General features: G+C 71.7%; 11 protein-coding genes. 8 read left to right on the forward strand and 3 right to left on the reverse strand.

Annotation, left to right across the window (positions count from 1 at the left end; translation table 11 throughout):
* Positions 1-4: 4 nt before the first annotated feature.
* Positions 5-682 carry a PadR family transcriptional regulator gene (locus AC3ANS_RS23425; RefSeq protein ID WP_488293970.1) on the reverse strand — a complete coding sequence of 226 codons (678 nt, stop codon included), beginning with the start codon at positions 680-682 and terminating at the stop codon, positions 5-7.
* A 160-nt stretch (positions 683-842) separates the two neighbouring features.
* Between AC3ANS_RS23425 and AC3ANS_RS23430 the strand changes: the two genes are divergently transcribed.
* Together AC3ANS_RS23430 and AC3ANS_RS23435 are read left to right on the forward strand one after the other, a co-directional pair.
* Entirely contained in the window at positions 843-3,170 is a 2,328-nt protein-coding gene (locus tag AC3ANS_RS23430; protein WP_488293971.1) for a transglycosylase domain-containing protein, read from the forward strand.
* Positions 3,170-4,618, forward strand: coding sequence for a glycosyltransferase family 87 protein (locus AC3ANS_RS23435; protein WP_488293972.1), 1,449 nt, complete (start codon positions 3,170-3,172; stop codon positions 4,616-4,618). Before AC3ANS_RS23430 ends, AC3ANS_RS23435 begins: the two co-directional genes overlap by 1 nt.
* On the opposite strand, the gene AC3ANS_RS23440 is transcribed toward AC3ANS_RS23435, so the two are convergent.
* Together AC3ANS_RS23440 and AC3ANS_RS23445 are read right to left on the reverse strand one after the other, a co-directional pair.
* Complete coding sequence (locus AC3ANS_RS23440) at positions 4,579-5,649, reverse strand: alanine racemase (RefSeq protein WP_488293973.1); 1,071 nt, start codon at positions 5,647-5,649, stop codon at positions 4,579-4,581. The genes AC3ANS_RS23435 and AC3ANS_RS23440 overlap by 40 nt on opposite strands.
* Positions 5,646-6,764, reverse strand: a complete 1,119-nt coding sequence (locus AC3ANS_RS23445) for a lipid II:glycine glycyltransferase FemX (protein ID WP_488293974.1) — start codon at positions 6,762-6,764, stop codon at positions 5,646-5,648. Before AC3ANS_RS23445 ends, AC3ANS_RS23440 begins: the two co-directional genes overlap by 4 nt.
* Before the next feature lie 215 nt (positions 6,765-6,979).
* Between AC3ANS_RS23445 and AC3ANS_RS23450 the strand changes: the two genes are divergently transcribed.
* The 6 genes from AC3ANS_RS23450 (at position 6,980) to AC3ANS_RS23475 (ending at position 13,315) form a co-directional block, all read left to right on the forward strand.
* On the forward strand, positions 6,980-7,603 hold the full coding sequence (locus AC3ANS_RS23450; RefSeq protein WP_488293975.1) for an RNA polymerase sigma factor: 624 nt from the start codon (positions 6,980-6,982) through the stop codon (positions 7,601-7,603).
* The gene (locus AC3ANS_RS23455) at positions 7,600-8,061 is read left to right on the forward strand and encodes a hypothetical protein (RefSeq protein ID WP_488293976.1); all 462 of its coding nucleotides are present in this window, start codon (positions 7,600-7,602) and stop codon (positions 8,059-8,061) included. Before AC3ANS_RS23450 ends, AC3ANS_RS23455 begins: the two co-directional genes overlap by 4 nt.
* Positions 8,062-8,075: 14 nt before the next feature.
* Positions 8,076-9,674 (forward strand): S8/S53 family peptidase, encoded by a 1,599-nt coding sequence (locus AC3ANS_RS23460; protein ID WP_488293977.1) that lies wholly within the window; start codon positions 8,076-8,078, stop codon positions 9,672-9,674.
* 136 nt (positions 9,675-9,810) lie between these two features.
* Positions 9,811-12,123 (forward strand): CHAT domain-containing protein, encoded by a 2,313-nt coding sequence (locus tag AC3ANS_RS23465; protein ID WP_488293978.1) that lies wholly within the window; start codon positions 9,811-9,813, stop codon positions 12,121-12,123.
* A gap of 121 nt (positions 12,124-12,244) precedes the next feature.
* Positions 12,245-12,547: a hypothetical protein gene (locus tag AC3ANS_RS23470; protein WP_488293979.1), complete on the forward strand. Its 303-nt coding sequence runs from the start codon at positions 12,245-12,247 to the stop codon at positions 12,545-12,547.
* A gap of 75 nt (positions 12,548-12,622) precedes the next feature.
* Positions 12,623-13,315 (forward strand): PadR family transcriptional regulator, encoded by a 693-nt coding sequence (locus AC3ANS_RS23475; protein ID WP_488293980.1) that lies wholly within the window; start codon positions 12,623-12,625, stop codon positions 13,313-13,315.
* The last annotated feature ends 44 nt before the right edge of the window (positions 13,316-13,359 follow it).

Below are 13,359 nucleotides of genomic sequence, written 5' to 3' on the forward strand. Positions count from 1 at the left end.
GGCGCTACTTCTGGCCGCTGACCTCGGGGGGCTGCACCGCGGCAGGTTCTGCCGCGGCTGAGTTGGCGGGCTCGACAGCTCCGCCGCTGGTGCTGCTAGGGATGCTGCTCGGGGTGGTGCTGGTGGTTCTGCTGGCGCCGGGGCTGCCGCTGCGCTCGGCGTTGATCAGGTCCGAGAGCCACCGGACCTCGCGCTCGACCGACTCGACCCCGTGTCGCTGGAGCTCCACGGCGTACCTGTCGACCTCCTTCTGGGTCATCGACAGCTGGCCTTGCACGCGCTCGAGCCGCTCCTGGAGGCGGGTACGGCGTCCCTCGAGGACGCGCAGCCGGATCTCCATGTCGGTGCGGCTGAAGAACGCGAACCTGATGTCGAAGTTGTCGTCCTCCCACGCGGTGGGACCGACCTCCGTCATCAGGCGCTCGAACTCACGTTGCCCGGACTGCGTGAGCTGGTAGACGATGCGCGGGCGCCGGGTGACCGGGGCGACCGTGGTCGCGGCCTCCTCGATCAGGTCGCCGCGCAGCATCTTCTTCAGGGTGGGATAGAGCGATCCGTAGGAGAGCACCCGACCCCATCCGAGCATGAGGTTGAGCCTCTTGCGGAGCTCGTAGCCGTGCATGGGTCCCTCGTGCAGCAGTCCGAGGACTGCCAGCTCGATGGTCTCCGCACGACGTGCCATGCGACCTATCGTAGCGATATATCCGCGCGTTGCGAATCGGGTACCGGTACGGCGCGCACATGAGACCCGGGTCACGCCGAGCCTGCCGCATCTTGGGTGGTCCCGCCCGGCCCCCGTACGCTGACGAGGATCTCGACCCCGACCCGCGGAGCCAACGACTGTGAGTGGTAAGCGCAGGGCCGCTGGCCCCGCCGTCAGCAAGACGAGCGCGAACAAGTCCAAGCCGCCCCGTACCCGCAAGCAGAAGGTGCTGCGGGTCGGCAAGTGGCTCTCGGCCGTCGGGCTGGTGTGCGTGCTGCTGGCCGTCGGTGCCTTCGTGGTGCTCTACCGGGCCATCGACATCCCGGACCCGAACAAGGACTTCAAGGCCCAGACCTCGTTCGTCTACTACGCCGACGGCAAGTCGGAGGTCGGTAGCTTCGCGACGCAGAACCGCGTGTCGATCCCGCTCGGTGACATGCCGCAGAACCTCCAGGACGCCGTGGTCGCGGCCGAGAACCGGTCCTTCTGGACCGACAAGGGCATCGACCCCAAGGGCATCCTGCGCGCCGCGTTCAGCAACGCGTCGGGCAACTCCACCCAGGGTGCGTCCACGATCACCCAGCAGTACGTGAAGATCCTCTACCTGAGCCAGGAGCGCTCCTACAAGCGCAAGATCAAGGAAGCGATCCTCTCGCTGAAGGTCCAGCGCAGCATGAGCAAGTCCGAGATCCTGCGCGACTACCTCAACACCATCTACTTCGGGCGCGGCGCCTACGGCGTCCAGGCGGCCTCCCAGGCGTTCTTCGACAAGGACGCCAAGGACCTCTCGCTGCGCGAGTCCGCGGTCCTGGCCAGCGTGCTCAACAACCCCACGCACTTCGACCCGGCCAACGGCAAGGAGAACAAGCACGCCCTCAAGGAGCGCTACGACTACGTGCTCGACGGGATGGCCGAGGCGGGGAACATCACCGCCGACGAGGCGGCGAAGGCAGAGAAGTCCCTGCCGAAGTTCCCCACGATCAAGGCCGAGAGCAAGCTCGGCGGCCAGCGCGGCCACATGCTGGCGCTGGTGCGCGACGAGCTGCACCGGCTGGGATTCAGCGACGAGCAGATCGACGGTGAGGGCCTGCGGGTCACGACGACGTTCACGAAGAAGGCGATGGCCGCCGCCGAGCAGGGGCAGGCGGAGGTCCGGCCCGACATGGGACCGAAGGGCAACAAGGACCTGCACGTCGCGGTCGCCAGCGTCGAGCCGGGCACCGGCGCTCTCCGGGGCTTCTACGCCGGCCAGGACTACCTCCAGTCCCAGATCAACTGGGCCGTCACCGGCGGGTCGCCGGGCTCGACCTTCAAGGCCTTCGCCGTGGCGACCGCTCTCAAGGAGGGCTTCTCCCTGAAGGACGCGTTCGCGGGGAACTCGCCCTACTACTACAACGGGGAGGGCACGGGGGACCGGGTGCGCAACGAGGGCTACGGACCCGACGGTCTCGGTACGGACTACGGCGACAAGGTCAGCCTCCTGCAGGCCACCGAGGACTCGATCAACACCGCCTTCGCCGACCTCACGATGGCGATCCCGGACGGGCCCGAGAAGATCATGAAGACCGCCGAGGACATGGGCATCCCGGGTTGGGACAAGGGCAAGACGGGCTACGACAACCTGCACAACAGCCCCGGGCTGGAGCCGATCGCTGGGATCGCGCTGGGGTCCGCGACGATCTCGCCGATCAACATGGCCAACGGCTACGCCACCATCGCGAACGGTGGCGAGGCGGCCAAGGTCCACGTCATCGACAAGGTCGTCGACCGCGCCGGCAACGTGAAGTACCGGTTCAAGCAGTCGACCCACAAGGCCATCGACGAGGACGTCGCTGCCGACACGTCGTACGCGTTGCAGCAGGTCGTTAAGTCCGGCACCGGTTCTGCGGCGCTGGCTCTCAACCGGCCCGCCGCGGGCAAGACCGGCACCGCAACGGCCGTCAAGGGCGACAGCGACGTGGTCTCGTCGTCGTGGTTCGTCGGCTACACCCCCCAGCTGTCCACCGCCGTGATGTACGTGCGCGGCACCGGTCAAGGACAGCTCGACGGCTGGCTGCCGGACTACGGCGGCCAGTCCGGCTACTTCGGCGCCAACTACCCGACGCGCACCTGGACCGCGGTGATGGCCAAGGACATGGAGGGCGTCGACCCGGAGGACTTCCCGGACCCGGCCAACCTGGACGGGGAGGCGCCCACGCAGGGCCACGACCCCTACACCCCGCCGCCGAAGCCGACGAAGACCCCCAAGCCGAGCAACACCCCGACCGCGTCCTCGACCCCGACGAGCTCGCCGACGCCGACCAGCTCGCCGACGCCGACCGAGTCGCCCACCGACAGCTGCGGGCTGCTCGGCTGCCCGCCGCCCGGCTCGCCGACGCCCTCCGGTGACCCGAGCACGCCGCCGGCCGGTGGCGCCTCGCAGGGTGGACGCGGCCACCGCGGCCGACGCCGGGTGCGGATCGGCTGATGCCGGCGGCGGGGCGCGGGTGGGTCCACCCCACCGATGACGACCCTGTCGTCGGCGCGCTCAGCGAGCGCGTGGGCGGACCCGTCGGCACTCGCGCGAGCCGGCACCGGTGGTGGACGCCGGTGCGCGTGGTGCTCGCGCTGACCGCCGTCGTGCTCGCGCTCGGCATGGTGCAGAAGAACAACTGCTACCAGGACACCTGGCAGGACGGCCAGGCCCGCTACACCCACATGTGCTACTCCGACCTGCCCTACCTCTACACCGGTCGCGGGTTCGCGGAGCTCAACTGGCCCTACAGCGACGACGCCCAGGTGCGGGCGCGCTACCCGGAGGTCATGGAGTATCCGGTCGGCATCTCCTACTGGGCGTGGGGCGCGGCCCACGTGACCCACTGGCTCAACGGCTCCCCGGACCTGTCGACGCGCTACGGCCGGTCGGTGGGAGACATGTCCGCGCTGCCCGAGGTGCACCGTGAGATGCGGATCTTCGTGATCGTCAACGCGCTCGGCTTCGCGGTGGTGACCCTGCTCGCGGCCTGGCTGCTCGCCGGGGTGCACCCGCGGCGGCCGTGGGACGCGGCGGCGTTCGCGCTCTCACCCGCGCTGCTGCTCACCGGCCTGGTCAACTGGGACCTGCTCGCCGTGGTGCTGGTGGCCGGTGCGCTGTGGGCGTGGGCCCGGGACCGGCCGGTGCTCACCGGCGTCCTGATCGGGCTCGGTACGGCGGTCAAGTTGTTCCCGCTGTTCCTGCTGGGCGGGGTCCTGGTGATCTGCCTGCGACAGCGCCGCCTCCGCGACCTCGCGCTGGCCACGGCCGGGGCGGTCGCGGCCTGGGTGGTGGCCAACGCGCCGGCGTACGTCTCGGGGCCGGCGGAGTGGAAGGTCTTCTGGACGTTCAACTCCGAGCGCGGTGCCGACCTGGGCTCGATCTGGCTGGTCGTGCAGCAGGCGCTCGACCGCACCGGGCACCCGTTCACCTTCGACCCGCACACGATCAACGTCGGGTCCTGGCTGTTCTTCGGGCTGTGGTGCGTGGGTGTCCTGCTGCTCGGATTGAGGTCGCCGGCGACGCCGCGGCTGGCCCAGCTCGGGTTCCTGGTGGTCGCGGGGTTCCTGCTGGTCAACAAGGTGTACTCACCGCAGTACGTCCTCTGGCTGCTGCCCCTGGCCGTGCTCGCTCGGCCGCGCTGGCGGGACCTGCTGATCTGGCAGGCGGGCGAGGTGCTCTACTTCGCGTCCGTGTGGTGGTACCTCGGGGGCTACCTGGCGCCCGCGTCCGGTGGCGACGCCGGCTTCTACTGGGCCGCGATCTTGCTGCGGCTCGCGACCGAGCTCTACCTGGTGGCGATGGTGGTCCGCGACATCTGGAGCCCGCGCAACGACCCGGTGCGGGAAGCGCAGCTCGCGGATCAGCTCACGACGACGCGGTCGAACGTCGTCGCGGTGTAGCGCACCCGGACGTCGACCTCGTCGCCCACCGCCGGCACCCGGGCGCCATGGGGCAGGAACAGCATCGAGGCCTGCATGTGCGGGGGCTCCGCGAACAGCCGCTGCTTGCCGTCGATCGAGAACGGCGAGCGCACGAACCCGGCCGCGTCCAGGCCGCCACGGGCCAACGTGGCCGCCCGCGAGCGCAGGCTCGCGTCGCCGGTGGGCGCCTCGAGCCCGATGCCGTGGGCGGTGCCACCACTGACCACCAGGATGTGGCCGGCCTTGGGCGCGGTGCGGTGCCGGTAGCCGAACGCGTCGCCGCGCTCGACCGCGTGCACGTCCAGCACGGTCGCGGTCACCCGCAGCGCGCCGCGGTCGCCGAGCCACAGATCGGTGCCGACGCGGGGGCGGAACGTGAAGTCGGGGTACGCCGCGCGCAGCACGGCCAGCTCGTCCTCGGCCAGGTGGCTGACCCAGACGGTGTCCAGGGCCAGGTCGGTCGCGACCACGTCGTTCATCAGCCGCTGCACCTCGGAGAGGTGGGCGCCGTGCGCCAGCGGCAGGTGCATCGCGACGCCCTGCACCCGGGCGCGAGGATGGTCGGCCAGGATCCGCGGCGTGCTCCACAGCTCGCGGGCCGTCATCCCGTGCCGAAGCATGCTGGTGGTCCGCTCGAGCACGATCCGGGCGTCCGGCTGGCGGGTCAGCAGACCGTCGAGGTCCTCGGGCCGGCTGACGGTGTGGACGACCCGGTCGGCGAGCCTCGCGTCCAGCTCGACCGCCGCCCCGAACGGCCGCCACGGGGTCAGCACGAGCAGGTCGCCGTCGTAGCGGCTCGCGACCTCGGGCAGCTCGTCGTAGGTGCCGACCGCCAGGACGTCACCGCCGAGCCCTTGGTCGGCCAGCCACTGGGCCTTGCGGGCGAGCCGGCCGAGCGTGAAGCCGTAGCCGTTGCCCTTGGCGACCGGGACCAGGCCGGGCGTCGCCTCGGCGACGGCCCGCAGGTGGGCGCGCCAACGCTCACCGTCGACGGTCAGGTTGAGACTCATCCCCGCCTCTTCATGTAGAGCGCGAACGCCGCGTAGAGCGCCCGGTTGAGCGGCAGGTCCCACTCCCCGACGTACTCGACGGCCTCGCCTCCGGTGCCGACCTTGAACTGGATCAGGCCCAGGTGCGGGTCGTCCGAGGCGAGGGTGTCGGTGATGCCGCGCAGGTCGTAGACGTCGGCGCCGGCCGCGATCGCGTCGCGGATCATCTGCCACTGGATCGCGTTGGAGCCGCGGACCTCGCGCTTCTCGGTGGAGGAGGCGCCGTAGGAGTACCACGCATGGGCGCCGACCCGGATGCCGATCGTGGCGGCGACCAGCGTGCCGTCGTGGTGGGCGCTGTAGAGCCGGATCCGGTCGGGGTCCTCGGCGCTGAGGGCGTCCACCATCGTGCGGAAGTAGGCCAGTGGCCGCGGCGTGAAGTGGTCGCGCTCCGCGGTGTGCACGTAGAGCTTGTGGAACGCGTCGAGCTCCTGGCCGGCGGAGCTCGTCGAGGTGACCTCGACGCCCTCCTTGGCGGCCTTCTTGATGTTGCGCCGCCACAGCTGGTTCATCCCGGCGAGGACCTCGTCCTCGGTGCGGGCGGCCAGGGGGATCTGGAAGACGTACTGCGGCTGCCCGGCCGCGAAGCCGCCCTCGACCGCCTGCGGCTTCCACCCGAGCTCGATCAGCTGGGAGGTGACCCGGGCGCCGGTCCGGCTGCGCTCGGTGGGCGCCAGGTCCCCGAGGCGGCGTACGCCGTCGTCGGCGATGCCGTCCTTGATCGTCGAGGCGTCCCAGCGCCGGGTGACGACCGGCGGGCCCATCCGCACCCCGAACGCGCCGCGGTCGGCCAGGTGCGCGGCCATCGGCGCGAGCCAGCCACCGAGGTCGTCGGCCTCCCAGTCGATGACCGGACCCTCGGGCAGGTAGGCGAGGAACCGCTTGACCTTGGGCAGCTGGCGGTAGAGCACCAGCGCCGCGCCGACGAGCTCGTCACCGCGGAACCAGCCGATCGACTCGCGCCGCCACTCCGCCTTGACCCGGCCCCAGGCCGGGGTCTGCAGGAAGCTCGCAGAGCGTCGGCTGCGGAGGAGCGCCAGATGGTCGCTCTCGGAGATCTCGCGGACGCTCAGCACCTTGGCCACGCTACCGAACGACGCACGCCGTCTCGCCAGGCACCCATCCAGGCCATGGCGCTCGACGCCCCTCGACCGCCACGATGTCGGGAGCGGGTGCAGAACTGGTACAGACCAGGTATCTGCGCGCGTCTCCCCGCCTCCTGGGAGCCGTGATCATGACCGAGCGGGTGGCTGGGCGACTGACCGAGAGACGCAGAGGAGCATCACGATCCATGAGCGGCATCGGGGCCGTGCGGCCGGCGGGTCCGGCGGGCCAGGCCGATCTGGTGTGGCAGCGCGCGACGGACGGGTTCAACCGCTGGGTCACCGGGGAGTCCAGCGGTCTCGACGACCTCGTCGCGGTGATGACGCCGGTGCTGTGGCACGTGGTGCGCTCCTACCGGCTCTCGGAGTCGGCAGCCGAGGACGTCATCCAGACGACGTGGCTGGCACTCGTGCGCCGGCGCGCGGCGATCCTGGACGCGACCGCGGTCGGCGGTTGGCTGACCACGACCGCGCGGCGAGAGGCCTGGCGGGTCGCGAAGGCAACGGCCGCCGCGACCCCGGCCGACGACGAGGACCTGGCCCCGATGCTGCCGCGGCAGCGCTCGGCCGAGGACGCGGTCGTGCAGCGCGACGAGGGTGACCGACTGTGGTCGGCCGTCGACGGGCTTCCGGAGCGCTGCCGCCGACTGCTGCGCATCGTCGCGTTCGAGAACCGGCCGGACTACCGCGAGCTGGCGGCCGACCTGGACATGCCGGTGGGGAGCATCGGCCCGACCCGGGGCCGCTGCCTGGCGAAGTTGCGCGTTGCGCTGATGCAGACGGGTGCCATGGAAACGGGGGAGTACCGATGAGCGAGCTGAGCCGCGAGGACCTGCTGGGCGTGGTCCGCGACGTGTGGGAACGCCACGACCCGGTGCCCGAGCACCTGGTCGCGACGATGCAAGCCGCGGCGGCGATGGCCGCCAGCGACCTGGACACCGAGCTGATGGAGCTCGTCGAGCGGTCGAGCGAGCTGGCGGGCGCGCGCGGCTCCTCGGCGTACACGCTGCGCTTCGTGCACGGCGACACCGACCTGCTGCTGCGGGTCGCGGTCGACGGCGATCGCTCCCGCGTCGACGGCTGGGTGGTGCCGCCGGAGCCGATGACCGTGCGCGCGCTGCCGGGCGAGGTGCCCGCGCCCTACGCTGCGGTCGTCAGCGACTCGGGTCGCTTCGAGCTCACCGGCCTGCCGCTCGGGCTGCTCCGGCTGCGCCTCGAGCCCCACGACGCCACCCGCCCGGCGTTCGCGACGCCGACGTTCGAGATCTAGGAGGCCCGCCCGACATGGTGCAGCAGCCCGAGAAGAAGCGCCCGGTCCGCAAGCCGATGGACCGCGACCCGGCCCCTCCGCGCCCGTCGTTCATCGCGGCGGTCGCGGGCCGGGTGCTCGACCCGGCCACGGCGATCACGGTCAAGGGCGTCACCCCCCGGCCCACCGTGTATGTCGGGCCGCGGCTCGTCGTCTCCAAGTCCGTCGACTTCGAGGGCGCCCTCGCGGTGCTGCGCGCCGTCGCAGAGCCGCTGGGCTGGGACGTCGTGCCGGAGCGCGAGGACCCGCGCACCGCGAACCTGCAGTTCGGCGTTCGTCCGGTGCGCATCGAGATCGGCTCCAACCAGGCGACCATCGCTCCCGATGGGTGGACCCTGCTCCAGCAGACGCGGGCGCAGTTCGGGGTCGAGGCCGTCAAGGGTGTCGGGTTGGACCACGTGCTCACGAGTCGCGGGGTCGAGTCGAACCCGTGGAACGTCTCGCACCCGTGGAACGTGTCGCACCCGTGGAACGTGTCGCACCCGTGGAACGTGTCGCACCCCGAAGAGGGTGCTTCGAGCTCGCAGGCGCTGGGCACGTACGGCGTCCCCGGCTCGGGTGGCCGTCAACCGATTGCGTACGTCGGCCCGCGACCGGCCCGACGAGACAGCGACCAGATCGCGGGCCGGCGTCCCGTCGTGGCCATTCTCGACACGGGGTGTGCTCCGCACCCGTGGCTGGACGGGGTGGTGCGCGAGGACGTCACGCTCGACGGCGTCCGGATCGGCTACGGCGACCCTGCGACCGACCCGGAGCTCGACGGGGACCAGGTGGGGCCCCTGGACGGCGAGATCGACCCTCTTGCGGGCCACGGGACCTTCATCGCCGGCCTGGTGCACCAGGGGTGCCCAGATGCCGACATCCTCTCCTGGCGCGTGGTGCCCTCGGCCGGTCCGCTGGTGGAGTCGGACTGGATCGCCGCGCTGGCGCAGATCGCCGAGCTTGTCCGACGGCACCGTGCGGGCGAGTCCGGTGGTCACGCCATCGACGTCTTGAGCCTGTCGATGGGCTACTACCACGAGACCCCGGCAGATGAGCTGTTCGATCCCACGCTCTACGCCATTCTGGCGGAGCTGGGGGAGCTGGGCACGTTGGTGGTCTGCTCGGCTGGCAACGACGCCACCAGCAGGCCGTCCTTCCCGGCTGCTTTTGCTCCGTGGAGCGATGGAGATGGCCCGGTGAGCGTGTCGGCCACGGGTCTGCCGGTCGTGTCCGTGGGCGCGCTGAACCCGAACCTCGAGACCGATGCGCTGTTCACCAACACGGGCCCGTGGGTGCGCACCTACGTGCCGGGAGCGTCGGTGATGAGCACCCATCCGCCCTTCCAGGGCGGCTACGAGCCGGTGGCCCGAACGCAGGCCTACGGTCGCCGGCGGGCGAGCATCGACCCTGACGACTTCCGCGGTGGCTTCGCCGTGTGGAGCGGCACGTCGTTCGCGGCCCCACTGTTCGCCGGCCTCCTCGCCCGGGAGCTCGTCGGCGTTCTGCCGGAAGGGCCGGGCGACGAGAGCGCGAAGGATGCGGTGCGTCGGGGTTGGACAGTCGTGGAGCGAACGACGTCGATCCGAGCATGATGTCCGTGTGACCACAGCCGAAGAGCTGCACCAGCGCGGTGTTCGTGCTGTGAATGCTCGTCGGTACGACACGGCAAGACGGCTCCTGGGTCGCGCGAGTGAGCTCGCGGCGGAGCCGGCTCTCCGGGCGCGGGTCATGGCGAGCGTCGCGTTCCTGACCTTCGAGACGGGATCGACGGACGACTCGGTCTCGATCTGCCGCGAGGCCCTGGCGACCGTCGGCCTCGAGCCTGACACGCGCGGCGTCATCCAGTGTCAGCTGGCACTCCTCCAGCTGAAGCAGGGGAGGCCCATCGACGCGCTGGCGTCGTTCGGCGAGGCGATCCCTCTGGTCACCGACCCGATCGAGAGGGGACGGGCCCTCATCAACCGCGGAACCGTCCATCTCGACCAGCGCTCGGCCTCACTTGCCGTGGCTGACTTCCGTGACGCGGTCACCATCCTCGACACGGCGGGCGTGCCTGAGGAGGCAGCGATCGCTCGGCACAACCTGGGATACGCGCTCTTCCTGGCGGGCGACCTGGCCCAAGCCCTGGTGGAGATGGACCGAGCGCGCGGAGTCCTCTATGGACAGAGTCCCGTCGGCGACGCCATCGCGAACCAGGATCGAGCCGAGGTGCTCGCCGCGGCTGGGTTGGAGACGAGTAGCGTCGCCGATCTGCAGGAGGCCGCGCGCGTCTACGGCCGAAGGCGGATGACTCAGAGTCAGGGCGAGGCCGAGCTGGCGATCGCTCGCGCGCTCGCCTCGACCGCACCCGGGGACGCGGCGGTCTTCGCGAGACGCGCCGCCGCGCGCTTCACCCGACGCGGAGCCACGTCGTGGCGTGACCGGGCGGAAGCGGTCCGATTCGCGGCAGAGGTCGACCTCGGCCGGACCAGCGCAGCCGTCCTGGGCAGGGGCGTCCCTCTCCTCGAGACTCTCCGATCGGAGGGATCCCTCTGGCAGGCCGAGAGCGTGCGCCTGATGATGGCGCGCCTCTACGGGCGGCGCGGTGATGTCCCAGCCGCGCGCGCCCTCCTCGGCTCGAGGCCGCGGGACAACGCACCCCTGGGCCTGCGCCTGCTCGACCGCGACGTCCGGGCCGAGCTGGTGGCGGCCGAAGGCCGACGTGCGGCTGCACTCCAGCACCTGCGAGCCGGACTGAACGACCTGCACGCCTGGCAGAGCTCGTTCGGGTCGCTCGACCTGCAGACCGGTGTCGCGGGGCACGGCGTACGCCTCGCCGCGCGCGGGCTCGCGCTCGCGGTGGAGTCCGGGAAGCCCGAGGTGCTGTTCGAGTGGTCGGAGCGGGCGCGGATGCTGGCGAGCCGGGTGCAGCCGGTGCGCGCGCCCGAGGACGAGCAGATCGTCGCGGACCTGACCGAGCTGCGCGAGATGGCCGCCGAGGGCGGCCGGCGCGATCCTGAGCGCGAGGCCGAGCTGCGACAGCGGATCCGCGAGCGGGCCTGGCAGCACCGCGGTTCGGGCGCGGTGTCCGACCCGGTGACGCTCCCCGCGCTGCAGGTTGCGTTGGCGGCCGACACCGCGTTGGTGGCCTACGTCGTCGCGGCCGACCGCGTGGTCGCGCTGGTCGTGACGACCGACGCTGCGACCTGGGTCGACCTCGGCGAGCGCGCGCGCATCGATGCGCTGCTCGGCGGGTTGCTGCCGGACCTCGACGTGGCCGCCTCCGAGCTGCCGGGCGCGATGGCGGGGTTCGTCCGCACCGAGCTCGCACACCGGCTGGCCTCGATCGCGGACGTGCTCGTGACGCCGGTGCTCGAGGCCGTGGACGATCGGGCTGTCGTGCTGACGCCGTCCGGGGTGCTCGCCGGTGTGCCGTGGACGCTGCTGCCCGGCTTCGTCGGGCGCCCGGTCACGGTCGCGCAGTCCGCGACCAGCTGGCTGGCCCGGCGTACGGGCCCGCTGCGGCTCGGCTCCGCCGGGTTCGTGGCCGGCCCGCGCGTGGCCCGGGCCGAGGACGAGGTGATCGCGGCGGCCAAGGAGTGGAAGGACGCGCGGGTGCTCACCGGCGCGGATGCCAGCGCTGCCGCGGTCTCCGAGCTCGCCGCTGGCGTCGACGCGCTGCACGTCGCGGCCCACGGCCGGCACGCAGCGGAGAACGCGATGTTCTCCGGCCTCCAGCTCGCCGACGGGCCGTGGTTCGGCTACGACATCGACCAGCTCCGGCAGGTGCCCGACGTGGTGCTGCTCTCCGCGTGCGAGGTCGGCCGCTCGACGGTCCGCTGGGGCGACGAGCTGATCGGCATGGCCACCGCGTGGCTGCACGCCGGCGCCCGCTGCGTCATCGCGTCCGCGGCCGCGGTCAACGATCGCGCGGCGTACGACGTCCTGGTCGCCGTCCACCAGCAGCTCGCCGCCGGCGCCGACCCCGCGGCTGCCCTGGCCGCGGCGGTGCCGGCTGTCACGGCCGACACCGCCCCGGTTCCGCTGGTCTGCTTCGGCTGACGCACGCACCTGACACAACGGTCGTCCCCCGGCCAGATCGGCAGCAGATAGGTCAGGTGCGCGCGTATCAGCGCGGGGCCCGGTCGCTCCTCATCGGCACCAGCCCGACGAGGAGACCACCATGGCGCACCGCACTGCTCCCAGGATCGATCGCAGGGTCGTCGAGGACCCCCGCCCCGGGGACGTCCTCCGGGTGCCGGCCGGCACTCGCCTGCAGGTCCGGTTCCGCCGCACGCTGAGCAGCTGGCGTGTCGAGGACCGCCCCGGCCACCTGGTTTCGCTCGAGGAGGGCGACCACGGCTTCGAGTTCCTCGTGTTCGGTACGCCGGACGCGTCGGCCCGCCCGCTGCGGCTGGTCCGGCTGCGGGCCGACCGGAGCGGCCCCGGCGAGGTCCGGGACGTGACGGTCCTGGTCACCAGCTGACGCCTCCGGCCCTCTTGACGGACTCTCCTCCGAGGCGAATACTCTGACCAGAGTATTCGATCCGAAGGAGATCCGATGGCGCGGCGACGCTTCAGCAACCTGCTGGCCCTCGCGGTGCTGTCCTGCCTCTCCGAGCGCCCGATGCACCCCTACGAGATCTCCCAGACCCTGCGCGAGCGGGGCAAGGACCAGAGCATCAAGCTCAACTACGGCGCGCTCTACGGCGTCGTCGAGTCCCTCGCGAAGGCCGGCCTGATCGAGGCCCGCGAGACCGTGCGGCAGGGCCGGCGCCCCGAGCGCACCGTCTACGCGATCACCGACCGCGGGGTCGAGGAGCACGAGGAGTGGCTCAGCGAGCTGATCGGCCGCCCGCTGCGGGAGTACCACTCGCTCGAGGCCGGGCTCTCGCTCGCCGCCGGACTGCGCCCCGACGACGTCGCGCGCCTGCTGGGGGAGCGCGCCGTCCACCTGCGCGGCGAGATCGGCGCCACCGAGCACACCCTGGCTGCCGGCCGCGAGCTCGGGCTGCCCGACGTCTTCTTGATCGAGGGGGAGTTCCGCCTGACGATGCTCCGCGCGGAGCACGACCACGTCACCGCCCTGGCCGCCGCCATCCGCGAACGCCGCCTCGGCGGCGTCGAGGCCTGGCAGCGGCTGCACGACGCCCAGGATCGCGGCGTCAGCTTCGAGGAGATCATGGCCGATCCCGTGGCCCACCTCGGGAAGGAGGGCGAGGTCCTGGCGAACCTCAACCGAGCCCCCGACTAAAAGAGCCGGGACAGATCAAGAAACCCCAGCCGGTGCGGCAACAC

Source organism: Nocardia sp. 149-1B (genome assembly GCF_057747975.1).

Coding starts and splice junctions, on each gene's coding strand:
- AC3ANS_RS23435 (WP_488293972.1), top strand. CDS start 3,170: ATGCCGGCGGCGGGGCGCGGGTGGGTCCACCCCACCGATGACGACCCT.
- AC3ANS_RS23475 (WP_488293980.1), top strand. CDS start 12,623: ATGGCGCGGCGACGCTTCAGCAACCTGCTGGCCCTCGCGGTGCTGTCC.
- AC3ANS_RS23470 (WP_488293979.1), top strand. CDS start 12,245: ATGGCGCACCGCACTGCTCCCAGGATCGATCGCAGGGTCGTCGAGGAC.
- AC3ANS_RS23440 (WP_488293973.1), bottom strand. CDS start 5,649: ATGAGTCTCAACCTGACCGTCGACGGTGAGCGTTGGCGCGCCCACCTG.
- AC3ANS_RS23425 (WP_488293970.1), bottom strand. CDS start 682: ATGGCACGTCGTGCGGAGACCATCGAGCTGGCAGTCCTCGGACTGCTG.
- AC3ANS_RS23455 (WP_488293976.1), top strand. CDS start 7,600: ATGAGCGAGCTGAGCCGCGAGGACCTGCTGGGCGTGGTCCGCGACGTG.
- AC3ANS_RS23450 (WP_488293975.1), top strand. CDS start 6,980: ATGAGCGGCATCGGGGCCGTGCGGCCGGCGGGTCCGGCGGGCCAGGCC.
- AC3ANS_RS23465 (WP_488293978.1), top strand. CDS start 9,811: ATGGCGAGCGTCGCGTTCCTGACCTTCGAGACGGGATCGACGGACGAC.
- AC3ANS_RS23460 (WP_488293977.1), top strand. CDS start 8,076: ATGGTGCAGCAGCCCGAGAAGAAGCGCCCGGTCCGCAAGCCGATGGAC.